We start from the raw sequence: 23,153 nt of genomic DNA, 5'->3' as shown, positions 1-23,153 counted from the left end.
CCCGCAACAGGCGCCTGCCGTGTCACCATTCAAGGCACGGTCGGCAAGGGGGTGCATCGGTGACAACGGGTGGCGCCCGTCGGGGGCGACGCGACAACGGGCTCGACGCGGCCGACTATGCCGTGGCGGGTGACGTGGATCCGCGGGTGGGAGAGCACTTGCTCGATGTGCTCGCCGCCGGCGGCATCGCGGCATACCTTCAACCGACGGCTGACCTGAACCCGATCCTGCGTGCCACGACGCTGCCGGCACGCCCGATCGACCGGCTCTACGTGGATCGCACGCGCCTGGAGACCGCCCGCGAGCACCTGCAGAAGGTGACCGGCGGGCAGTTGCCCACGCCGCCGTCCCCGCCCACGCCGGCCGACACCCGGCCGCAGGCCGAGGTGGACGCCGAGTGGGACAAGATCATCGCGGGCTTCCACACGCTCGACGACAGCGCGGGCACGCCGTGGCCGGAGGCGGAGAGCGTCGGGCCGGCCGATCCGCCACGACCGGCGGGCCGTCCAGGGGAGAAAGGCCGCCCCGGGGAGAAAGACGGCCGCCCGGTCGACGAGGAGGGCCGGCCGCTGAACCGGCGGCGTACCGACCCTCAGCCACCGCCGCCGCCGGAGGAGCAGTCCCTCCTCTACGGACTCGACACCTTCGGCGCCGACCTGCCGGACGCGGACGACGACGAGGACGAGCGCTACATTCCTCCGCCGCCACCCCCGATGCCGAAGATCTCGAAGTACGCCGTGATCGGCCTGCTCGGCGTGGTGGTCGGCTTCGTGCTCTTCCTGTTCCCGCGGCTGCTCCCGCTGGACAGCACCTATGTGACGCTGTTCGGCTTCGCCGCGATCGTCGGCGGGGCGGTGACGCTGGTCTGGCGCCTGCGGTCGGGCGATGACGACGACGAGTTCGACGACGGAGCCGTCGTCTGAGAGACGCCGAAGCCGTCGTCCGATAGATCGCCCGAGAGACTCCCGCGATCTTGTGAATTGGCGCAGGGACGGTCCTGCGCTCTTCCACAAGATCGAGGCAAAGGGTTCCCGGCGAAGGGTTCCGGGCGAGGGGTTCCGGGCGAGGGGTTCCGGGCGAGGGGTTCCGGGCGAGGGGCCGGCCCGAAGGGGTCGAGGATCACATAGACGATCGTGGGTGCATGACCGGTAACCTACGGTGATGCGCCAGAGCTCGCTCGTCGTCGTAGCCAACCGCCTGCCGCTGGATGACAACGCCGCCCCGGACGGGGCGTGCGAATGGCGCCGAAGTCCCGGGGGCCTGGCCGGGGCCCTGCGCGCGATCTTGGAGCAGACCCCGGCGACCTGGGTGGGCTGGGCCGGCGGGGTGGGCCCGGCGCGGCAGCTGTCCGACATCGGCGGCCTGCGGCTGCGGCCGGTGTCGCTCAGTGAGGACGACCTGCGGGGCTACTACGAGGGGTTCGCCAACTCGACGCTGTGGCCGCTCTACCACGACGCCGTGCAGCAACCCGTCTTCGACCGGAACTGGTGGGAGACGTACCGGACCGTGAACCGCCGGTTCGCCGAGGCGGCGTCCGAGGTGGCCGAGCCGGGCGCGGTCGTCTGGGTGCAGGACTACCACCTGCAGCTGGTGCCGCAGATGCTCCGGGACCTCCGCCCCGACCTGCTGATCGGGTTCTTCATGCACGTGCCGTTCCCGCCGCCCGAGCTGTACATGCAGCTCCCCCGCCGGGTCGAGCTGCTGCGCGGGATGCTCGGCGCCGACCTGGTCGGGTTCCAGCGGGAGCAGGCCGCGCACAACGTCGCCCAGCTCGCCCAGAAGCTGCTCGGCGCCCGGGCCACCGACGACGCCATCGAGGTGGACGGCCGGACGGTGCGCACCGGCGCGTTCCCGGTCTCGATCGACGTGGCCGAGATGCGGGCCCTCGCCGGCCGGCCGGACGTGCTGAGCCAGGCCCGGCAGCTGCGGCAGGATCTCGGGCAGCCGAAGCGGGTGCTGCTGTCCGTGGACCGGCTCGACTACACGAAGGGCATCGAGCACCGGCTCACGGCGTACAGCGAGCTGCTGCGGGACGGGCACGTGAAGGTCCGGGACACCGTGATGGTCCAGGTGGCCGTGCCGAGCCGGGAACGGGTGGAGAGCTACTCGGACCTGCGTGACCGGATCGAGGGCGAGGTGGGCCGGATCAACGGCGAGTTCGGCCGGGTCGGCGAGCCGGCCATCCACTACCTCAACCAGCCGTTCGCCCGCTCCCAGCTGGCCGCGCTCTACCGGGCCGCGGACGTCATGGTGGTGACCCCGCTGCGGGACGGCATGAACCTGGTCGCCAAGGAGTTCGTGGCGGCCCGGGGGGACGACGCCGGCGCGCTGGTGCTCAGCGAGTTCGCCGGGGCGGCCGCCGAGCTGCCGCAGGCGTTCCTGGTGAATCCGCACGACCTGGACGGCCTCAAGGAGACGCTGCTGCGGGCCATGTGCGCCGACCCGGCCGACCTGTCGGGCCGGATGGCCGCCATGCGCGAGCATCTGGCCGGACACGACATCCTGTCCTGGGCCCGCGCCTACCTGACCGCTTTGGATCACACAGGCAGTCTCGCCGAAAGACTTGCGGGCGAGCGTACGAAGGCAAGCTCAGTGCCCTGGCACCGGTAGCTCCTTGAGCAGCCAGTCCAGGATCGCGTCGATCGGTTCCGCCCACCCGTCCTCGAGCATCAGGTCGTGGCCCATGCCGGGGAAGAGCAGCGGCGCCCCGCCGTAGACGGCCGCCGCCCGGTCCAGCGCGGCCGGCTTCACGAGCCGGTCGTCCGGGCTGCCGACCACGAGGACCGGCGTCCGGCCGGCCGGGCGGGGCAGACTCGGCTTGGCGAACACCGCGAACCGGGGCGTCAGCCGCGGGGCGGCCAGGACCGCGGCGCGCGCCGGGTAGCGGCCGAGCGCCTTCGCCACGACGAGGGCGCCCTCGCCGTGCCCGATCAGCACGGTCCGGCGCGGCAGCGAGGCGGCCGTCTGCACCGTGTCGTGGACGAGGGCCCGCAGGTCGCCGCCGGGGCGCGCGCTCAGGGCGTACCCGGAGAAACCGCGACCGGCCGCATGGCCGAGCCAATGTTCGGCGAAGACCGAGGCGGCCCGGCCGGGAGCGGGAACGAAGAGCAGAGGCGGGTGACCGTGGTCGTCCTCGGGCAGGCGGGAGACCACCTCCCGGGCGGCCGGTGCGACAGGTGTGGTCCAGTCCGCGAAGCGCAGGACTTCCGGCGTACTCATGCGGGGGTTTCCATCTGATCCAGGAGTCCTTCGACGGACCTCAGGTAGTCGACGTGGTCGACCTCGAACCAGTGCCGCTGCGTCGGCACGACCCGGCGCCGCGACCAGGAGTCCAGCGGACGGGTGGACTCCTTCTGCTGCACGGCGGCGGCCCGCTCCGGATCGTCGGCGCGCAGCCGCAGCCAGCGCGCCACCGCGACGCTCTGCCAGTGCGCGAGCGGGAAGACACCGGAGTCCGGCTGCAGCAGGCCGATCACCGCGAGCGTCGGGTGCCGCCGGGCGAACGCGTGCAGGTGCAGGTCGGGCCGGCCGTTCTCGTCGGTGTCGAGCAGCTCCGGCTCGAGGAAGTCGAAGCGCGGCCGGTAGCCGGTCGCGGTGATCACCAGATCCGGCTCGATCCGGGTGCCGTCGGTCAGCACCACGCCCGCGCCGTCGTAGCGCTCGACGTCCGGCACCGGCTCGATCCGGCCGTGGCCCAGGTAGTACGGGAGCTGGCTGTTCACGATCGGGTGCGACTCGTAGGGGCGGTGATCCGGCTCGGGCAGGCCGAAACGGGTCAGGTCGCCGGTGGTGAGCCGGAGCGTGCGGCGGTAGAGCCACTGGCGCATCCGCAGCGGCAGGCCCCACCGCAGCAGACGGTCGTTGACCTGGTCGGCGGGGCGGCCGAAGACGTACTTGGGGGCGTACCAGTAGCCGCGCCGGGTGGAGTGCCAGACCCGGGCCGCCTGCTGGGCCGCCTCGACCGCGATGTCACAGCCGGTGTTGCCGCCGCCGATCACCAGGACCTTGCGGCCCCGCAGCCGGGACGGGTCCTTGTACGCCCGCGCGTGCATGGTCTGGCCCTGGAACTCGCCGGGGATCTCCGGGGTGACCGGCGACCAGTTGTGCCCGTTCGCCACCACGATCGCGGCGTAGCGCTGCACCCGGGACGACTCGCCCACCCCGGTGGACCGGATCGTCACGTCCCACCGGCCGCCCTCGACCGGGACCGCCGAGGTGACCTCCATGCCGAACCAGATGTCGTCGGTCAGCGCGAAGTGCTTCGCGTAGCGCTCCAGGTATTCCAGGACCTGGCTGTGGTGCGGGTAGTCGGGCCAGGTGTCCGGCATCGGGAAGTCGGGGAACTCGGTGAGCGGCCGGGACGAGATCAGGTGGGTGCCCGCGTAGATCGGGCTGCGGTCGTGGCGCCAGTTCCAGGCGCCGCCGACGGACGTCTCGCGCTCGTAGCAGTCGACCGCGAAACCCAGCTCACGCAGGTTCTTGACGGCGGCCAGTCCGCTGGCTCCGGCGCCGACGACACAGACGGCGTCGCCACGGTCGCCCGGGTCGGGGGTGTCGTGCACCCGGCGATCCTCGCAGAGGCCGGGCTCACACGGAAGGGAGCCGAAGATCCGTTACGACCGGTAAATGATCACTTGCTCGGCGTGCCTTCTCGGAGTCGATGATCTCGTAGGATTCGATCTCCACGTCGGGGCTGACGAAGATCCCGTCGAGGCGGCGGGACGGGAGCGCAGACGGATAGGTCAGGATATCTCTGTCATTTCCGACAAATCCATCCGCAACCGTACGCCAGGCGCCGCCGCCCGGGCCTTCGTTGAAGTCGGCCGCCACGATCACCTGCCCGGATATTTCCGAAATTTCGGATTTCCACCTCTCGGCCTGCGCCGGACGCTCGGCCGGATCGGTCGCCAGGTGTGAACCCGTGACGGTGAACCGTCCCGATCCGAGGATCGACCCCTCCACGAAGACCGCCCCGCGCATGTGCCGCCCCGGCGTCAGCGGATAGCGCAGGCACCAGGTGCGATGGACGTTGACCCGGAGGCTGACCAGCACCAGGTTCCCCAGCGACGGCAGGCCGCCCTCGGCCACCACCATGCCGCACTGGCCGGCCAGCGCCGCGCACTTCTCCCGCCAGCGGAACCGGCGCGGCGCCTCCTGCACGACCAGCACGTCCGGGGCGAGCTCGCGGATCAGGCCGGTCAGGGCCCGCCGGTCGTCCCGCAGACCATGGATGTTGTAGCTCACCACTCGCAGCGGGACGCCCGGCATGCTCGCCTCTCCGTGAATCGCCGTCAGCCCAGCCGGGCCAGGTCGGCGGCGCCGACGACACCGGCCGCGTTGCCCATCTCGGCGGCGCGTACCTCGGCCACCGGGAACCGGTCGCGCTGCGCGAGCTGGTCCCGGTACGTCCGCTCGGCCGGCCCCATCAGCAGCGGGCCCGCGTCGATCACGCCGCCGCCGATCACCATGATCTGCGGGTCGAGGCTCTGCGCGAGGTCGGCGAGGGCGACGCCCAGCCAGTAGCCCACCTGTGCGAACGCGTCCATGGCCACGCCGTCGCCGGCCCGGGCCGCCTCGGTGATCTGCCGTCCGCTGATCGCCAGGGCGTCGCCGCCGGCCAGTTCGAGCAGGAGCTTCGCGCGTTCCGGTTCCTGCCGCGCGCCGGCCCGGGCGAACCGGACCAGGGCGTTGCCGGAGGCGTACTGCTCGAGGCAGCCGAGCCGCCCGCAGCCGCAGGGGTGCCCGTCCGCGACCGACTGGATGTGGCCCAGCTCGGCGGCGATGCCGTTGGCGCCCCGCCACAGCTTCCCGTTGATCACGATGGCGCCGCCGATGCCGGTGCCCACGGTGATCATCACCATCGAGTTGTCGGCGTGCTCGGCGACCCCGAACCGGAACTCGGCCCAGCCCGCCACGTTGGCGTCGTTCTCGAGCACGGTCGGCAGGCCGGTCGCCTTGCTCACGTAGTCGCGCAGCGGCTCGTCACGCCAGGCCAGGTTCGGCGCGAACAGCACCGTCGACCCGGCCGCGTCGATCCACGCGGCGGCGCCGATCCCGATCGCGGCGGCCTCCGGGTATTGAGCCGCCAGCTCGGCGGCGACCTCGACGATGGTGTCCCGGGTGGCGGCCGGGTCCTCCGCGGGCGTCGGCCGGCGGTTCGACGCGAGCACGTTGCCCCGTTCGTCGACCACGCCACCGGCGACCTTGGTACCGCCGACGTCGATTCCGATGGTCAGCGTCACGCTGCCCGTCCCCTCTGCAAACAGTTCACACCGCGTCGCCTGGCCGGGCGCCGTCGCCCGGACCGGCGCCCTCGCGGTCCTCGGGCGTCTCGACGCCCAGCACATGATCCACGCTACGGTGCCCGCCCCGGCTCCCCGGAAGAGGCCTCCGTTCCCGCCACATCCCGGGCGATCGCCGCGGCCTCAGCGCCGGCTTCAGCCTCTGCCGCGGCTTCCGCCTGAGCGACTGCGGAGGCCCAGACATCATCGGTACGAGGGGAAGCACCCACTCCCCCATGGTCCGACGCTTCCCCGCCCCCGGTCAGCCGTGTCCCGGAATCCGGCCCCGCCTCCCCGTGCCCTTCCCCACCCCGAACGGCCTCCGCGCGCTCTTCCCCACGCCGAACGGCCTCCGCGCGCTCTTCCCCACGCCGAACGACCTCCTCCTGAACCGGCTCACCACGCGTAGCAGCCGCCCACGTCGCATCGGCGGCCCGAATGGCCGCGGCCCAGATCGCGTCAGCCCGAGTAGCCGCAGCCCAGGAAGACGTCCGAGCCGAACCCGTTCCCACCGCCGCCTCACTGGCCGCCGCCGCGCCGGCCGCCCCCTCACTGGCCGCCGCCGCGTTCGCCGCCCCCTCGCCGGCCGCCGTCGCGCCGGCCGCCCTCTCCTGGGCTGCCTGCTCCTGGGCCTGCTCCTGGGCTGCCTGACGCCGGGCCGCCTCATCGCGGGCAGCCTTCGCGGCGGCGACCGCACGAGCCACCGCCTCCTCGGCCGCCGCCGCCCGAGCCCTGGCCGCAGCCGCCGCCGCACGAGCCGCCTCACGCGCACTCTCCGCCGTGGCCGCCGCCCAAGGATCACCCGCCGCCCCCGAATCGCCGGCAGTCCACGAATCGCCCGCAGCCGAATCGCCCGCAGCCCACGAATCGCCCGCAGCCCACGAATCACCGGCCACCGCTCCCTCACCTTCGGACAAATCCGGAATTTCGGAAATGTCGGGCGAGGTGTTCCCGGCCTCAGCCGTGCCGGAGCGCGCAGAGGCAGCCGGAGACGAAGCCGCGTCGGAGTGCGAGGCATCGGCCGAGGACGGAGCCGCAGCCTGGGACTGAGCCGCGCCCTCGGATTGAGCCGCGGCCCGGGACTGAGCCGCGCCCTCGGATTGAGCCGCGGCCCGGGACTGAGCCGCGCCCTCGGATTGAGCCGCGGCCCGGGACTGAGCCGCGGCCTGAGATTGAGCCGCGCCCTCGGATTGAGCCGCGGCCCGGGACTGAGCCGCCGCCTGAGATTGAGCCGCCGCCTGGGACTGAGCCGCGCCCGGCCGGGCGGGATCTGCCGCTTGGGTGGCCGCCGACCAGACCGAGTCCGGGTTGGGCGGGGGGTGTTCGGGGGATCGGGGGGCCGGGGCCGGTTTCGGGCGGTCGGCGGCCATCGAGGAGAAGGCGCGCATCAGGCCGGCCACGCCGGTGGCTATCTCGCCGGCGCTGGTGGCCAGGCGTTCGGCGGTCTCCGGGTTGGGGTCGCGGACGGCGGCGATCACCCGGCACAGCGGGCAGACGCAGCATTCGGCGCTGCCGGTGGACCAGGAGCCGGCGCCGTGCAGCATGCCGGCCAGGCCGCTGACGAGGTCCGGACGTTCGGAAGAGGCCATCGCGAGGAATGTCGCGACCAGGCGCTCGGCCTCTTCGCGTGCGGAACCGGCCATTTCGCCCTCCTCGTCGCCGGGGGCCGGTCAGGCCGCCGGCAGGCTCTCGACGCGGCGCTTGAGCTCCTTCAACGCCGTATCCATGATCACTTTCTCGGCCTTGCGGCGGAACATGCCGAGCATGCCGATCGCCAGGTCCACGGCGAGCGAGTAGGTCACCGTGGTCGTGCCGTCGCCCGCCTCGACCAGATCGTAGGAGCCGTCCTGGGAGCGCTGGGTCTTGGACGGCTCGACCAGGTGCCATTCGATGCGGGAGAGGTCGTCGGCATACGCGTATTCCAGCGTGTATTCGTCGACCAGCACGGTCGCGTCGATGGCGAAGCGCACCTGGGCGGCATACCCGTCCTCGTACTCCTCCACCACCTCGGCCTTTTTGATCGACTCGGCCCACTCCGGGTAGCGCGGGAAGTCGCAGATCACCGCGGCCACGCGAGCCAGCGGCGCATGGATCTGAATCGACTGCGTCGAGGTGTCGGCCATGCTGGGAGGCTACTCGGCCCGCATCAGGATGGGCGATGTCGGCCCCTCCCGATACCATCCGTTCCGTGCCAGCCCAAGCCAATGGTCCCGCGCGCCTGCGCCCCGCCGAAGCCGTCGCGCGTGTCGTGATGCTCGTGCTGGTCGCCGTGCTCACCCTGACCGCGACGGACGACCCGAGGCAGCTGGGCTGGATCGCCCTGCTCGCGGTCGCCGCGGTGCCCGCCTTCGCCGTCCCCAAGCACCACTTCTGGGCGCCCGCCGGCCGGGCCGCCGAGGTGGTCGTGACGAGCCTCGCGGCCGGCTTCATCGCGGCCTCGGCCGACACGATCGGCCGGGTCGACGCCGGGTTCGGCGCCGAGGCGGTGCTGCCCTACCTCGCCGTGCCGCTGCTCACCGCGGCGCTGCACCGTCGCTCGACCGAGGGACCCGTGCTGCTCGGCGTCGCGGCGGCCACCATGGTCGCCGGCGGCCTGATCTCCGGGTCGTGGGACGAGCCGGGCTACGTCGCGGCCTGCGGGCAGTGGCTGGTGCTCGGCGCGATCGTGACGTTCGCGGCCGAGACGATGCGCCAGCTGCTGCAGCCGCCGGAGCCCACCCCGCAGCCCTACGCCGAGGCCACCCGCCTGCTCACCCAGCTGCGCAGCGTCGCCCGTTCGCTGCCGGGCGCCACGCTCGACCCGGGCGGCATCTCCGAGCACCTGCTGGAGGAGCTGCACGCGGTCGCCCCCGGCCACCGGACCGCGGTGCTCTCGGCCAGCGGCGGCGGCCGGCTCGTGGTGCTCGCCCAGCGCGGCGCCGAGCGGGTCGACTGGGAGGTCACCCTCGACGCCGACTCGGCGATCGCGGATGCGTGGGCCACCCAGCAACCGCAGGGCGCCAACCGGTCGCAGGCGCGCACGCACTCCGGCGGCGAGGCTTCCTCGCTCGTGGTCCCGCTGGTGGCCGGTGTTCGTACGATCGGGCTGGTGATCCTGGAAACCGACGCGGCGGGGGCCTATCCGTCGTCGGTGGTCCAGGCCGTGACCGAGGTGACCGGCCCGGCCGCGCTGCGACTCGAGGCCGCGCTGCTCTTCGACGACGTCCGCTCGCTCGCCACCAACGAGGAACGCCAGCGCCTGGCCCGGGAGATCCACGACGGGGTCGCCCAGGAGCTGGTGATGGTCGGCTACGGCATCGACAACGCCCAGGCCACCCTGCCGGAGGGCGCCGAGGAGACGGCCGAGGAGCTGCGCACGCTGCGCGGCGAGGTGACCCGGGTGATCACCGAGCTGCGGCTGAGCCTGTTCGAGCTGCGTTCCGAGGTCGACCGGAACGGCGGTCTCGCGGCCGCCATCGCGGAATACGCGCGGACCCTCGGCACGAGCGCCGGCCTGCGGGTGCACTTCACGTTCGACGAGTCGACGGCCCGGCTGCCCGCCGCGACCGAGGCGGAGCTGCTGCGCATCGCGCAGGAGGCGATCACCAACGCCCGCAAGCACGCCGGGGCGTCCAACCTCTGGGTCACCTGCACCGTCGACCCGCCCTACGCGGAGATCGAAGTGTCCGATGACGGCAAGGGGTTCGCGGACGAGCGCCCCGACGGCCGTTACGGCCTTACCATCATGGCCGAGCGTGCCGAACGCATCCGAGGTCGCCTCAAGATCACGCCGCGACACCCGAGCGGGACAACCGTCGCCGTAGTGCTCGGAACACCGCCTCGGCGCGATAGCGTGCGGGAGAGTGTTTCCGCTCCAGAAGGGGAGTAACCCGACCATGACCACTCCTGCGCCGACCGGGCGCACCAAGGTCCTGCTAGTCGACGACCACGACCTGATCCGCAAAGGGCTGCGACACGCATTCGAGCGCGACCGGCAGTTCGAGGTCGTCGGCGAGGCTGCGACCGCGGCGGAGGCGGTGCGCCAGGCCGGCGCCCTGCAGCCGGACGTCGTGATCATGGACCTGCGCCTGCCGGACGGCAGTGGTCTCGAGGCCACCCGGGCACTGCGCAAGAACAACTCGAACATGGGCATCGTGGTCCTGACCATGTACGCCGGCGACGACCAGCTCTTCGGCGCTCTCGAGGCCGGGGCCAGCGCGTTCGTCCCGAAGACCGCCCCCGCCGACGAGGTCGTGGCCGCCGCCCGGCACGCCGCCTCCGCCCCCAGCGCGTTCACCGCCGCCGACCTGGCCGAGGCCATGAAGCGCCGGCTCGCCCCGTCCGGCCCGCAGCTCTCCCCGCGCGAGGGTCAGGTCCTGCGCCTGCTGGCCGACGGCATGAGCGTGGCCGGGATCGCGAAGCAGCTCTTCGTCTCCGAGTCGACCGCGAAGACCCACATCTCGAAGCTCTACGAGAAGCTGGGCGCGGCCAACCGGGCGCAGGCGCTGATGACGGCGCTCCGGCTGGGTCTGCTCGAGGCGCCGGACGCCCCGAAGTTCTGACTGATACCGTGGGAACGCTCCCACGCGGATGAATCAGACATTTTCGGCGTTTCGCGGCTTCAGCCTCCGGAACGCCAGATAGGCCACGCAGCGACGAGTCCCGGTGTCTCCGCGCCCCGAACCATCCCCCGCGGAGCGCTCCGGGACGTCCCCCGCGGAGCGCCCCGGGATATCAATCCCGGAGACGCGCCCCGGGACATCCCCCGCGGAAAACGCTGAGGAAGTCATTCCCCCAGGGACAGCAGCACTTTCCGCAGCAGGGCGTTGAGCTCCACCAGCTCGTCCCGGTCGAGGGCGCTCATCACCTGCTTGTCCCGCTCGATGCCCTCGAAGATGTACTTGTTCCACATCTCCCGCCCCTTCTGCGTGGGGCGCACCAGGACGCGGCGGCGATCGACCTCGTCGACCTCCCTGGTGATCAGCTCGGCCGCGGCGAGCCGGTCGAGCCGGCTGGTCATCGCCGCCCTGGTCACGTTCGCGGCCTCGGCGAGCTGGGCCGGCGTCGCCTCGGTCGGCCACGGCTGCACCATCAGCGCGTGCAGGGTCTTGTAGTCCTGCAGCGTGAAGTCCTCGCTCCCGGCGAACGCGGCGACGTCCTCCCGCCGCAGCCGCCGCTGGATGTGGATCATCCGGATCAGCGCGCCCTCGACCTCGGGGTCGAAGGCCGGCTCGTCCTTCCAGAACGACGACCAGCGGTCGACGTGGGCATCCACGCTGTCTCGGTCCATGCCCCGATTCTGCCATGTCTCTGATTATTCGATTGCTAATAGTTAGACGGTGAACTACTTTCTCCGTCATGACACGCGACTTCCGGCTCCTCGCCACCGGCCAGGCCCTCTCCTGGCTCGGCAACGGATTCCAGACCGTGGCCCTCGCCGTCGCGGTGGTCACGACCGGCGGCGGCGCGGGCGACCTCGGCCTCGTGATGGCGTCGTCGGTCGTGACGCTGCTGATCGGCACCCTCTTCGGCGGGGTGTGGGCGGACCGTCTCCAGCCGCAGCGCGTCATGGTCGCCTCGGACCTGGTCCGCTTCCTCGCCACCGCCGGCATCGCCGCGATGTTCGCGACCGGCGGCTACCACCTGGCTCTGCTCTGCTCGCTCACCGTCGTCTCGGCCGCGGCCGGCAGCTTCTTCTCGCCGGCCATGACCGCGCTGAAGCCGCTGCTCGTGCCGGTCGAGCGCCGCCAGTCCGCGAACGCCACCCTGAGCATGCTGCAGACCGCGTGCGGCATCGCGGGACCCACCCTCGGCGGGATCACCGTCGCTGCCGCGGGCAGCGCCGCGGGCTTCGCGGCCAATGCGTTCAGCTTCCTCCTGTCGCTGGTTGCGGCGGCGATGATTTCGGTACGGGCGGAGCGTGGTCCCCGGTCGCCGATGCTGGCCGAGCTCGCCGCCGGATGGAAGGAGATCCGCACCCGCGACTGGCTCATGGGCGGCCTGTTCGGCGCCACCGTCTACCACATCGCGAACGGCATGATCCTCGTGCTCGTGCAGGTCATCGCGGTGGAGCGGCTCGGCGGCGCGCACGCGGTCGGCCTGATCTACGCGGCCGAGGGCCTGGGCGGCTTCCTCGGCGCCGCGCTCGGGATGCGGTTCCGGCCGCGGCGGCTGCTGCGCGCGGGCTGGCTGGCACTGATGCTCATGCCACTGTGGGCGCTCGCGTACGTCTGGCCCGGCGTGCTCTGGGCCGTCCTCGCCGGGGCGGTGGCCGGCTATGCGGGCCTGCTCTTCTACGACGTGGCCTGGGAGACCGCGATCCAGGACAACGTCCCGCAGCGGATCCTCGGCCGGGTCGCGTCCTGGGACTACGTGACGTCGTTCCTGGCGATGCCGATCGGCAACGCGCTGGCCGGCCCGCTGTCCGCCCACTTCGGGACCGACCGGGTGATGACCTGCTGCGCCGCCGTCCTGTTCCTGGCGACCGCCTCCCAGCTGCTGATCCCCGGCACCCGGAGGCTGACCCGGGCGGGAGCCGATCAGCCCTCGGCGGCGGAGGTCCCGGAGGACAGCGCCCCGGCCACCGCGGCGATCAGGTGAGGCTTCGCCGGGACGCCGGTGGCCCGCTTCACGACCCGGCCCCCGGCGTCCAGCACGAAGAGCGTCGGGGTACGCGAGACGCCCAGCTCGCGGACCTCGTCGAGATGGCTCTCGGCGTCCACCTCGACGTGCTGGACGCCCGGCACCAGCGCGGCCACCTCGGCGCTGACCCGGCGCACGGCCCGGCACGGCGCGCAGAACGCCGTGGAGAACTGCAGCAGCGTCGCCGGGGCCCCGGTCACGCCCAGCCGGCGCAGCAGAGCCGGGTCGATCCTCGTACCGTTGGGGTCCATCCCTCAAGCGTGACCGGCGTCGCCCGGAGTGACCACCGCGGGGTCAGGCCGACTGGTAGGCGCTGGCCTGCAACGTGAACAGCTGCGCGTAGAGGCCGTCCTCGGCCATCAGCTCGTCGTGATCGCCCTCCTCGACGACCCGGCCGTGGTCGAGCACGTAGATCCGGTCGGCCTCGCGCACGCTCGCCATCCGGTGCGTGATCAGGACGACAGTGCGGCCCGAGGCGAGCTCGCGCAGGCGCTGGTAGACGTCGTGCTCGGCCCGGGCGTCCAGGTTCGCCGTCGGCTCGTCGCAGATCAGCAGGGGCGCGTCGCGGTGGAAGGCGCGGGAGACCGCCAGCCGCTGCCACTGCCCGCCGGAGAGGTCGGCCCCGTCGGTGAAGTGCCGGGACAGCAGCGTCTCGTAGGCGCGCGGCAGCTCCATCACGAAGTCGTGCGCGTCCCCGGCCCGGGCCGACGCGCGCACCTGCTCCATCGAGGCCGGCCGGTCGTGCCGGCCGATCGCGATGTTGAGCCGGGCCGAGAGCGGCCACCGGGTCGGCTCCTGCATGACCACGGCGACCCGGTCCCGCACCGAGTCCGGGTGCAGGCCGGCCACGTCGGCGCCGTCCCAGCGGACCGTCCCCCGCTGCGGCCGGTACAGCCCGGCCAGCACCGCGGCGAGCGTCGACTTGCCCGAGCCGTTCTCCCCGACCAGCGCGATGATCTCGCCGCGGCGCAGGGTGAGGCTGACGTCGTCGACGGCCGGGCGGGTCGCGTCCGGATAGCTGAACGTCACCCCGTCCAGGACGATCTCGCCGAACCGGGCCGGCGCCCGGCGGTCCGGCGACGGCTCGGCGCGCAGCTCGGACAGCTCGCAGAAGCCCTGGAAGCCGGAGAAGTAGAGGCCCTGCTCGTACACCCGGTTCACCGAGAAGGCCAGCTCCCGCAGCTGTCCGATGCCGATGTTGATGGCGTAGGCGGCCGCTCCCCCGGCGGCCAGCTCCATCCGGCCGGTCCACAGCAGCCAGAGCAGCACCGCGTAGGTGAGCCCGGTGAGCAGCCCGCTGAGCGCCTGGCCGAGCAGGTTGCTGCGCACCGAGCGGGTCACCACCCGGATCTCCTCCACCGTGGTGATCCGCAGCAGCCTCGCCACCTCGGTGAGCAGGAACCCGCGTACGGTGAAGGCCCGCAACTCCCCGGCCGGTTCCCGCGCCGCCAGCAGCTCGGCGAGCATGTGATGCCGCCGCCAGACGGCGACGAGCCTCAACCGGCTGCGATAGCCGACGCGTGCCGCGCGCACGGCGGCCCATCCGGTCGGCACCGCCGCGAGCACGAGCAGCGGCAGCAGCACCGGATGCAGCACGGCGAGCACACCGCCGGCCACGACCAGGCCGACCACATTGGTGAGCACCCCGATACCGAAGTCGACCATCTGCTGCGCCGCGTAGATGCCGCGATCCCGGGCCCGTTCCATCGAGTCCCGCCACTCCGGGTCGTCAAAGGTGGCGAGATCGACCCGGGTCGTGAGGTCGAGCAGGCGCATCTGGGCGGCCTCGTAGACCCTGGGCGCCAGATGTCCCTGCGCGGTCGCCGCCGCCGACGTGAGCACCGCACGCAGGGCCAGGGTCACGATCAAGACCAACAGCGAGGGTACGGCGGCCCGCACGCGCTCCGGAGTCGGCCCGGACTGGAGCAACCCGTCGAACACCCCGACGACGCTGATCAGTCCCAGTGCGGCGGCGGCGCCCGACCCGAGCTGGAGGACCAGGACGGCCGCGGTGGTACGCCGGCCGGCCCGCCACGCCAGCAGCCAGGCTTCCCGGAGCAGGCGCGGGAGGCGGCGCATCATCTGGAAGAAGGTGGTGTTGGCCGCCTCTTCGGTGCTGGTCAGCCAATACGGGAGATCGAGCTCACCGTCGTCCTCGGACTCGAGCAGCGTGGCGGCTTCCGGCGGGGATTCGGAGGGCTTGTTTTCGCTGGCTTTGGCGGTGCTGGGCTGGTCGGTGCTGGGCTTGTCGGTGTCCGGCATCGGCGCGGCCTCCGGTCGGGAGGGGTCCGTCTGCCTGTAGTCCTACGCCGCCGCACGACACGGTGTCCACCGGATTCCGGCTCACTCACGTGCCCGTGCCTCAGTGCGAGCGTGCCCGGGCGCCGGTGCGAGCGTGCCCGGTCGCCCGTGCGAGCGTGCCCGTGCCTCAGTGCGAGCGTGCCCGGGCGTCAGTGCGAGCCGTCGAGCAGCGCGGTCAGCCTGGCCGCCTGCTTCTCCCAGCGCCACTCGTCCTCCACCCAGGCCCGGCCGGCCGCGCCCATGGCCCGGGCCCGCTCGGGATCGCTCAGCAGGTCGACGACGCGGCCCGCGATGGCCCGCACGTCGGCGCCGCCGACCACGAAGCCGGTCTCGCCCTCCCGGACCGCGTCCGGCGCGCCGCCCGAGTCGCCGCCGACGACCGGCAGGCCGGTGGCCGAGGCTTCCAGGTAGACGATGCCGAGGCCCTCGACGTCGAGGCCGGCCGCGCGGGTGCGGCAGGGCATCGCGTACACATCGCCCGCCGCATAGTGCTCGGGCAGCTCGCCCCACGGCACCGAGCCGGTGAAGACCACGTCGGACTCGACGCCGTTCTCCCGGGCCAGCCGCTCCAGGGTCTTCCGGTAGGGCCCGCCGCTCACCAGCAGCAGCGCCGCCCCGGGCACCCGGCGGCGGATCTGCGGCATGGCCCGGATCAGCATGTCCTGGCCCTTGCGCGGCACCAGCCGGGACACGCAGACGACGACCGGCCGGCCGTCGAGCCCGTGGCGTTTGCGCACCTCGGAACCGTCGACGCCGGGGTGGAACGCGTCGACGTCGACGCCGGGCGCGAGCCGGCGCAGGTCGGTGAGCCCGTGCAGGGCGCGGTCGAGCCGGGTCCGCTGGTATTCGCCGAGGTACGTGATGACGTCGTTGCCCCGGGCGATCCGCCGCAGCAGGGTCCGCGCGCCGGGCAGCGCCGCCCAGCCGATCTCGTGGCCGTGGGTGATGCCGACGGCCCGCTCGATCCCGGCGTCCTTCCGGAGGCCCTGGGCCAGCAGCCCGAGCGGCGCCGCCGCCCCGAACAGGACGGTGTCGCAGCCGTTCGCCCGGGCGATCTCCGCGGCTCGGCGGGCGGCACCGGGGGTCGGCAGCAGGACCTGGGTGTCCTCCCGGACCACCTCGAACGGCTGCTCGGCGTCGAACGCGGCCGACCCCCGCCACTGCGACGCGTAGACCACGACCGACCCGGCCGGCTGCCGCACCGCGAGGTTGTGCACGAACTGCTGGATGCCGCCCGGCCGTGGCGGGAAGTCGTTGGTGACGAGCAGGGTGCGGGCCATCAGCGGACCTTCCGGGAACGGGCGGCCGTCATCGGACGCCCCGGGCGTAGGCGCGGGCAGCAGCCATCCGCTGCACCGTGGACGGATGGGAGGCGAACAGGGCGTGCTCCCAGTGCGGCGGATCCGGGTCGGCCAGGTTGATCGTGCCGAGGCGGCGCTGCATCGCCTCGAACGTCTCCGGGTCGCCGGTGAGGTCGAGCGCGTGGGTGTCGGCGCGGGCCTCGACCCGGCGGGACACGAACGCCTGCGCCGGGCCGGCGACCAGCCCGGCGATCGAGCTGATCGCGAGGAGCAGGCCGATCGCGCGGGGCTCGGCGATCGAGTCGACGCCGGCCAGGTCGAGCAGGGCGGTCCAGGAGCCGAGCAGGTGGAGCGCGACGACCGCGGCCGCGGCGCCGAGCGCGCCCATCAGGGTGCCGGTCAGCACGTCGTCGTCCTTGGCGTGGCCGAGCTCGTGCGCGGTCACCGAGACGACCTCGTCCGGGGTGGCCTCGGTCAGCATCGTGTCGAAGACGACGATCCGGCGGGTCGGGCCCAGCCCGGAGACGTAGGCGTTCACCGCCCTGGTCCGCCGGGAGGCGTCGGCCACCAGCACGTCGCGGACCGGGACGCCGTCGCGCTCGGCCAGGGCGAGCAGGTCGGCCCGGAGCGCGCCCTCGGGCATCGGGGTGAACCGGTTGAAGATCGGCTCGACGAGCACCGGCAGCACGAACGAGAGCAGCACCACGAGAACGGCAACGCCGGCCGCGCCGAACGCCCACCACCAGTCCGGCGCGAAGTGGGTGATCGTGAAGAAGCCGGCCAGCACGAGCGCGCCGAGGACCGCGCCCACGGCGTACGACTTCAGCAGGTCGGCGGCCCAGGCGCCCCAGCTCTGGGTGGAGATGCCGTAGCGCACCACGACGGTGTGCCGCCAGATCGCGATCGGCAGCGTGACCAGCTCGGTCACCAGGATCACGAGCAGGCCGCCGAGGACCGCCCGGGTCAGCCAGTGGTCGCCGGTCAGCTCGACCAGCCGGGCGCCGGCCGGGGTGAGGCCGAGCACCAGCGCGGCGATCAGGCCCACCGCCATGGCGAGGTATCGCGCGGGGCGCAGCTCGGCGTGGAACCGCCGGCCGCGGGCGACCCTCTCGGCGTCGAGCCGGCCGAGCGCGTCGAGCTGGTCGGCCCGGGGCGCCGGGGCCCGCCGCCACGGCACGCGGGCGTAGGCGAGGGCGGCCAGGGCGACGAGCAGCACGGCGAGCGCGACGACCGCCCACTGTCTCGGCGTCATCATTCGATCCTAGTCATGATCACGCAACGTGCTTGCGGACCATGACCGGCGGGGGCGGGGTCTCCAGCAGCTCCACCTCGAACCCGGCCAGCTCGAACGTCTCGATCGCCCGCAACTCGCCTGGTGTCAGGTCGGCGAGGCCGTCCGGAGTGTCGATCAACGCGCTGACGAGACATCCGTTGCACTCGTCAGTGCGTTCGGCGCAACGACCGCAATCAATGATCATACGGTCACGCTAAGCGAGGGGTATGACAGTTTTACGTCCGCGCGAGCCTTCGCAGCAGGGAATCCGCTCCCATCGGGTACGCACCGTGCCGCCGCACCCCGTCGGCGACCTCCCGGTCGGAGGAGACCACGACGACCGGCCGGCCGGGCGGCTCGGCCCGCACCAGCTGGCGGATCAGCTCGTCGGCGGTCATCCCCTTGCGGGAGAAGAGGACCCGTACCCCGCGCGGCGCCGGCGGCAGGCCGTGCACCCGCTCGGCGCCGTCGAAGACCACGGTGATCTCGTCGCCGGTCTGCGCCGCGATGCCGCCGAGCCCGGTGATCAGCCGCTTGCGCTGCTGCTCCAGGGACATGTCGGCGAAGCCGCGCTTGGTCACGTTGTAGCCGTCCACGACCAGGTGGGCGCGGGGCAGCGCGAGCAGCTGGTCGAGCCGGCCCGGGTCGTCGGTGTCCTGGGCGCGGGCCCGGGACCGCTCGGGCGCGCCGGGCCGGTCGGCCTCGGCGTCGGCCACGAAGTCGGCCGGGAGCTTGTCGGTCGGGCCGAGCGCGAGCTCGCGGCGCAAGCCCGAGGCGGCCTGGCCGATCGTCTCGAGGAGCAGCCAGAGCCGGGCGTCGTCGACCGCACGCGCGTCCTTGACCGCCTGCTTGCCGGTGGCGGCCGCGGCCTCGGCGTCGGCCAGCCGGCTCCGCAGCCGGCGTACCTCGGTCTCGTGGTCCTGGGCGGCGCGCGCGGCGCGGCCCTTCTCGGTGGCGAGCAGGTCGGCCGCCCGTTTCTGGGCGGCCTGCGCCTCGCGCAGCGCCTTGCCCGCGGACCGGGCCTCCTCGCGCACCTGGCCCAGCTCCTCGCGGACCCGGGCGAGCTCGTCGCGCAGCTTGTCGGCCTCGACCCGGGCCACCGTCCGGTCGTGCTCGGCGCGGACGGCGCGCTGCTCGGCGGCGCGCACCTGCTCGGCGATCGCGGCGTTGTCGGCCTCGGCGCGGACCGCGTCGCCGGCCGCCTCGATGAGGTCGCGCCAGCCGTCCGGCCGGGCCAGGTAGGCCAGCGCCGCCACCTCGACCGGCTCCGCGGCGGCCGGGGCGACCCCGCTGGTCACGGCGGCGCCGAGGTCACCGGCCTCGTCGATGATCCGGGCGCCGATCCGCTGCCGGAACAGCGGGTCGGCGACGAGCTGGGCGGCGATGTCACGCCCGCCGAGGCGGGCCCGCCGGTTCGGCGCGAAGCGGGCCACCCGGCGCAGCGGCACCGGAACCTCGTCGGCCGGGAGACCGGGCAGCGCGGCCGCCGCGAGCACCATGATCCGCTGCCGGACCGCCTCGGGCAGCACCGGCTCAGGCACGAAGTCTTCGGGCCTGTCGTCGGGTACCTGCGGGGCGGACATCTCCCCATTCTCACACCGGGCAAGACCGATTGGCCTCCGGAGAAGAAGTGATCTTTTCAAACGGGCTTGTCATACCCCCCGGCTAAGGTGTCCGCCCGTGACACAACCGGCCTACGTGCAGGGCACTCTGGACACGCTGCTGACCGCCGACGGATCGGTCGACCCCGCGGCCGTGTCCCTCGCGGACACCACGTTCGTGGTGCTCGACCTGGAGACCACCGGAGGCGCCCCGGACGGCGCCGGCATCACCGAGATCGGCGCGGTCAAGGTGCGGTCCGGCGAGCGGCTCGGCGAGTTCGCGACGCTGGTCAACCCCGGTGTCCCGCTGCCGCCGTTCATCACCGTCCTGACCGGCATCACCGAGGCGATGCTGCGGCCCGCGCCGCCGATCGAGACGGTGCTGCCGGCCCTGCTCGAGTTCCTCCGCGGCGCGGTCCTGGTGGCCCACAACGCGCCCTACGACGTCGGCTTCCTCAAGGCCGCCTGCGCCCGCCACGGCTACCCCTGGCCGCAGATCCGGGTGCTCGACACGGCGGCCCTGGCCCGCCGGGCGCTGACCAAGGACGAGGTGCCCAACCGCAAACTCGGCACGCTGGCCCGGTTCTTCCGCTCGTCCGTGGAGCCGAACCACCGGGCGCTCGACGACGCGAAGGCCACGGTCGACGTGCTGCACGGCCTGATCGAGCGGCTCGGCAGCTTCCGGGTGCACACGCTGGGCGACGCCGTCGAGTTCGCGAAGGCGGTGACCCCGGCCCAGCGCCGGCAGAGACACCTGGCCGACGGCCTGCCGCACGTGCCGGGGGTCTACCTGTTCCGCGCCGCCGACGACCGCCCGCTCTACGTCGGCACGTCGAAGGACATCGCCACCCGGGTCCGGAGCTACTTCACGGCCGCCGAGAAACGCGCCCGGATCTCCGAGATGCTCACCGCCGCGGTCCGGGTCGAGGCGGTCGAGTGCGCCCACTCGCTCGAGGCCGAGGTCCGGGAGCTGCGGCTGATCGCGTCACACGCTCCGCCGTACAATCGAAGGTCGAAATATCCGGAACGGGTGGTCTGGCTCAAATTGACGGCGGAGGCCTATCCCCGTCTCTCGGTGGTGCGCCGGTTCGCTGAGGACGGTGCGACGTACCTCGGGCCCTTCTCCTCCCGCCGGACCGCCGAGCTCGCCGCCGCGGGCGTCTATGACGCCGTTCCCCTGCGCCAGTGCAACCACAAGCTCTCGCTCAAGACCAAGACGCCGGCCTGCGCGCTGGCCGAGCTGGGGAGATGCCCGGCACCCTGCGAGCACGAGATCAGCCCCCATGCGTACGACGTGACCGCCGCCCTCCCGTTCCGCACGGCCACCTCGGGCGATCCCGGCCCGGTCATCGACGCCCTGATGTCCCGGATCGACGTGCTGTCCGGCGGCCAGCGCTATGAGGAGGCCGCGACCGTCCGGTCCCGCCTGGTGGCCCTGCTGCGCGCCCTCATCCGGATGCAGAAGCTGGAGGCGCTCACCCGGATGAGCGAGGTGGTGGCGGCCCGCCGCGACGACAAGGGGGGCTGGGAGATCGCGGTGGTGCGGCACGGCCGGCTCGCCGCGGCGGCCACCTCGCCGCCCCGGGTGCACCCCCGGCCCACCCTCGACATGGCGCGGATGACGGCCGAGACGGTCCTTCCCGGACCGGGCCCGGTGCACGCCGCGTCGGCCGAGGAGACCGAGCGGATCCTGGCGTGGCTGGAACGCCCCGACACCCGCTTGGTGGAAACCGTCGGCGACTGGGTGTCACCGGTTCGTGGCGCCGCGCGTTTCTCCGCACTCCTCACCAGGGCCGAGACCGCATCTTCGGCATAAGACTCGTCCGTTCGCCTATCGGTAACTGACCGTTCGGATGACGCTCGCTCGCTTAGGCTGTAAGGCACGCGCGACCCTCGTGGTGATTCACCTCATTTGGCGGCTTGATGCCTTTGGCGATCAGCCGCCTCGGTGCTTCGCTATCGGGGACGGGCTTACACGATCGGTGAGGGGGTGTCCGGGTGGACGTCGACGCCGGCCACGGCGCCGCTCTGGGGCGTGCCTTGCCGACCACGCCCTTCACCCGGCGGTTGCGCTCGATCTTCAGCTTCCAGAGCAACGACGACGATCCGGTCGCCACGCTCACCCGGACCCACCGCAGCATCCACCCCTCGGCCGACGTGGCGGTGGTCCGCCGCAGCTACGCGATCGCCGAGAGCATGCACCGCGGGCAGTTCCGGAAATCCGGCGATCCCTACATCACCCATCCGCTCGCCGTCGCGCAGATCTGCGCCGAGCTCGGCATGGACACCACGACGATCGTCGCGGCGCTGCTGCACGACACGGTCGAGGACACCAGCTACACGCTCGAGGCGCTGCACGGCGACTTCGGCCCCGAGGTGACCCACCTGGTCGACGGGGTGACCAAGTTCGACAAGGCCTACTACGGCAAGGCCGCCGAGGGCGAGACGATCCGCAAGATGATCGTCGCGGCCGGCAAGGACGTCCGGGTCCTCGTCATCAAGCTGGCCGACCGGCTGCACAACATGCGCACCCTCGACGCCCGCTCCCCCGCCTCCCGGGCCCGCATCGCCACGGCCACGCTCGACGTGCTCGTCCCGCTCTGCGACCGGCTCGGCATCCAGGCCCTCAAGCGCGACCTCGACGACGTGGTGCTCTTCCACCTCGAGCCGGACTCCTACGCGCGGATCGACGAGCACGTGAAGAACCGTCCCGGCTGGGACGAATACCTCGCCGACGTCTCCGCGAAGGCGCGCACCGCGCTGCGCCGCTCCCGGGTGGACGCCGTGGTGACCCCGCGCCCCCGGCACTACTACTCGATCTGGAAGGACACCGTGGCCGGCGGCCACAGCGTCCCGCTCGACCTGCCCCGCATCGCGGTCGTGGTGGACGGTCCCGACACCGACTGTTACGCCGCCCTCGGCGCGATCCACGGCCGGTGGCGCCCGGTGGCCGGCCGGTTCAAGGACTTCATCGCCTCGCCGAAGAACAACCTCTACCGGTCGCTGCACACCACCGTGGTGGGCCCCGAGGGCAAGCTCGTCGAGGTGCTGATCCGCACCGAGACGATGCACCGCTACTCGGAGTACGGCGTCGCCACCAGCTACCGATATCCCAAGGTGGCCGACGAGCCACCCGGCGCCGACCAGCTCACCTGGCTCAAACGCGTACTCGACTGGCAGCAGGACACCACCGACGCGGCCCAGTTCCTCGACTCGCTCCGATGTGATCTCGCCGAGGGTCAGATCACGGTCTTCGCCCACGGCGAGGCGCACGAGCTGCCCAGCGGCTCCACCCCGGTCGACGTGGCCTACGAGTTGAGTCCGATGAAGGGCGACCAGTGTCTGGCCGCGACCATCAACGGACGCCTCGCCCCCCTCAGCTCCCCCCTCCGCGACGGTGACGTCGTCGAGATCTTCTCCGACACCGACGCGCAGGTCGAGACCGAGTCCAACGCGCCCCGCGGCCCCCGCCGGGAGTGGCTCGGCTTCGTCAAGTCCAGCCAGGCCCAGATGCAGATCAACCGGTACTTCGACGAGAAGAACGAGCCGGGCATCAGCATCGCCGACAAGGTCCGCCTCGGCCGCGCCACCATCGGGCTCACCCTCCGCAAGCACGACCGCGGCCTCGCCAGCGAGGTGCCGCTGCGCCGCCTCGCCGAGGAACTCGGCTACCCCGACCTGGAAACCCTCCTCGTGGCGGTCTGCGAGCGCAGCCTCGAACCGGACGCCGTGGTCGAACAGCTGATCGCCCTCGTGGACCATCCGGATTAGTCCC

General features: G+C 72.6%; 20 protein-coding genes and 1 pseudogene. 8 read left to right on the top strand and 13 right to left on the bottom strand.

Features of this window, described 5'->3' with window-relative positions:
* Positions 1–59: 59 nt before the first annotated feature.
* Complete coding sequence (locus AB0G10_RS20080; RefSeq protein ID WP_360923482.1) at positions 60–923, top strand: DUF308 domain-containing protein; 864 nt, start codon at positions 60–62, stop codon at positions 921–923.
* Between the two features lie 238 nt (positions 924–1,161).
* Positions 1,162–2,610, top strand: a complete 1,449-nt coding sequence (locus tag AB0G10_RS20075) for a trehalose-6-phosphate synthase (protein WP_360923479.1) — start codon at positions 1,162–1,164, stop codon at positions 2,608–2,610.
* On the opposite strand, the gene AB0G10_RS20070 is transcribed toward AB0G10_RS20075, so the two are convergent.
* From AB0G10_RS20070 to AB0G10_RS20055, 4 genes are read right to left on the bottom strand one after another with little or no spacing between them, the layout of a single operon-like run.
* Entirely contained in the window at positions 2,590–3,219 is a 630-nt protein-coding gene (locus AB0G10_RS20070; RefSeq protein WP_360923476.1) for an alpha/beta hydrolase, read from the bottom strand. The two genes, AB0G10_RS20075 and AB0G10_RS20070, sit on opposite strands and share 21 nt — an antisense overlap.
* The gene (locus AB0G10_RS20065; RefSeq protein ID WP_360923473.1) at positions 3,216–4,562 is read right to left on the bottom strand and encodes an NAD(P)-binding domain-containing protein; all 1,347 of its coding nucleotides are present in this window, start codon (positions 4,560–4,562) and stop codon (positions 3,216–3,218) included. The genes AB0G10_RS20070 and AB0G10_RS20065 overlap by 4 nt, the downstream gene beginning before the upstream one ends.
* Before the next feature lie 25 nt (positions 4,563–4,587).
* Positions 4,588–5,268, bottom strand: a complete 681-nt coding sequence (locus AB0G10_RS20060) for an endonuclease/exonuclease/phosphatase family protein (protein WP_360923470.1) — start codon at positions 5,266–5,268, stop codon at positions 4,588–4,590.
* A 23-nt stretch (positions 5,269–5,291) separates the two neighbouring features.
* Positions 5,292–6,242: an ROK family glucokinase gene (locus AB0G10_RS20055; protein ID WP_360923467.1), complete on the bottom strand. Its 951-nt coding sequence runs from the start codon at positions 6,240–6,242 to the stop codon at positions 5,292–5,294.
* A 477-nt stretch (positions 6,243–6,719) separates the two neighbouring features.
* Between AB0G10_RS20055 and AB0G10_RS20050 the strand changes: the two genes are divergently transcribed.
* Positions 6,720–6,932 carry a hypothetical protein gene (locus tag AB0G10_RS20050; protein WP_360925036.1) on the top strand — a complete coding sequence of 71 codons (213 nt, stop codon included), beginning with the start codon at positions 6,720–6,722 and terminating at the stop codon, positions 6,930–6,932.
* 719 nt (positions 6,933–7,651) lie between these two features.
* Here AB0G10_RS20050 and AB0G10_RS20045 read toward each other — a convergent pair.
* Positions 7,652–7,924, bottom strand: a pseudogene (locus tag AB0G10_RS20045) (hypothetical protein); the annotation flags it as partial.
* Positions 7,925–7,951: 27 nt separating this feature from the next.
* Positions 7,952–8,404 (bottom strand): SRPBCC family protein, encoded by a 453-nt coding sequence (locus tag AB0G10_RS20040; RefSeq protein ID WP_360923464.1) that lies wholly within the window; start codon positions 8,402–8,404, stop codon positions 7,952–7,954.
* Between the two features lie 128 nt (positions 8,405–8,532).
* Between AB0G10_RS20040 and AB0G10_RS20035 the strand changes: the two genes are divergently transcribed.
* Both AB0G10_RS20035 and AB0G10_RS20030 read left to right on the top strand, forming a co-directional pair.
* A complete protein-coding gene (locus AB0G10_RS20035; RefSeq protein WP_360924950.1) occupies positions 8,533–10,149 on the top strand; it encodes a sensor histidine kinase in 1,617 nt (538 codons plus the stop codon).
* A gap of 7 nt (positions 10,150–10,156) precedes the next feature.
* The gene (locus AB0G10_RS20030; RefSeq protein WP_014441555.1) at positions 10,157–10,822 is read left to right on the top strand and encodes a response regulator transcription factor; all 666 of its coding nucleotides are present in this window, start codon (positions 10,157–10,159) and stop codon (positions 10,820–10,822) included.
* 224 nt (positions 10,823–11,046) lie between these two features.
* On the opposite strand, the gene AB0G10_RS20025 is transcribed toward AB0G10_RS20030, so the two are convergent.
* Positions 11,047–11,550, bottom strand: a complete 504-nt coding sequence (locus tag AB0G10_RS20025; RefSeq protein ID WP_360923461.1) for a MarR family transcriptional regulator — start codon at positions 11,548–11,550, stop codon at positions 11,047–11,049.
* 68 nt (positions 11,551–11,618) lie between these two features.
* Here AB0G10_RS20025 and AB0G10_RS20020 point away from each other — a divergent pair, with 68 nt between their 5' ends.
* Positions 11,619–12,860, top strand: a complete 1,242-nt coding sequence (locus tag AB0G10_RS20020) for an MFS transporter (protein WP_360923458.1) — start codon at positions 11,619–11,621, stop codon at positions 12,858–12,860.
* On the opposite strand, the gene AB0G10_RS20015 is transcribed toward AB0G10_RS20020, so the two are convergent.
* The 6 genes from AB0G10_RS20015 to AB0G10_RS19990 form a co-directional block, all read right to left on the bottom strand.
* Positions 12,800–13,153: a thioredoxin family protein gene (locus tag AB0G10_RS20015; protein ID WP_360923455.1), complete on the bottom strand. Its 354-nt coding sequence runs from the start codon at positions 13,151–13,153 to the stop codon at positions 12,800–12,802. The genes AB0G10_RS20020 and AB0G10_RS20015 overlap by 61 nt on opposite strands.
* A 43-nt stretch (positions 13,154–13,196) precedes the next feature.
* Positions 13,197–15,164: an ATP-binding cassette domain-containing protein gene (locus AB0G10_RS20010; protein ID WP_360923452.1), complete on the bottom strand. Its 1,968-nt coding sequence runs from the start codon at positions 15,162–15,164 to the stop codon at positions 13,197–13,199.
* Between the two features lie 188 nt (positions 15,165–15,352).
* A complete protein-coding gene (locus tag AB0G10_RS20005; RefSeq protein ID WP_360923449.1) occupies positions 15,353–16,483 on the bottom strand; it encodes a glycosyltransferase family 4 protein in 1,131 nt (376 codons plus the stop codon).
* 28 nt (positions 16,484–16,511) lie between these two features.
* Positions 16,512–17,756, bottom strand: a complete 1,245-nt coding sequence (locus tag AB0G10_RS20000; RefSeq protein WP_360923447.1) for a M48 family metallopeptidase — start codon at positions 17,754–17,756, stop codon at positions 16,512–16,514.
* Positions 17,757–17,775: 19 nt separating this feature from the next.
* Positions 17,776–17,916: a hypothetical protein gene (locus tag AB0G10_RS19995; RefSeq protein WP_360923444.1), complete on the bottom strand. Its 141-nt coding sequence runs from the start codon at positions 17,914–17,916 to the stop codon at positions 17,776–17,778.
* Positions 17,917–18,013: 97 nt separating this feature from the next.
* Positions 18,014–19,360 carry an NYN domain-containing protein gene (locus tag AB0G10_RS19990; RefSeq protein ID WP_360923441.1) on the bottom strand — a complete coding sequence of 449 codons (1,347 nt, stop codon included), beginning with the start codon at positions 19,358–19,360 and terminating at the stop codon, positions 18,014–18,016.
* 97 nt (positions 19,361–19,457) lie between these two features.
* Between AB0G10_RS19990 and AB0G10_RS19985 the strand changes: the two genes are divergently transcribed.
* Together AB0G10_RS19985 and AB0G10_RS19980 are read left to right on the top strand one after the other, a co-directional pair.
* Positions 19,458–21,194, top strand: coding sequence for a DEDD exonuclease domain-containing protein (locus AB0G10_RS19985; protein WP_360923438.1), 1,737 nt, complete (start codon positions 19,458–19,460; stop codon positions 21,192–21,194).
* Positions 21,195–21,376: 182 nt separating this feature from the next.
* Entirely contained in the window at positions 21,377–23,149 is a 1,773-nt protein-coding gene (locus AB0G10_RS19980; protein ID WP_360923435.1) for an HD domain-containing protein, read from the top strand.
* Positions 23,150–23,153 lie beyond the last annotated feature (4 nt).

Origin of the sequence: Actinoplanes sp. NPDC023714 (assembly GCF_040639855.1) — a bacterium.
In the GTDB taxonomy this organism is placed as follows: domain Bacteria; phylum Actinomycetota; class Actinomycetes; order Mycobacteriales; family Micromonosporaceae; genus Actinoplanes.
Note: the sequence above shows the minus strand (reverse complement) of the source record. Positions and strands in the feature narration are given on the sequence as shown.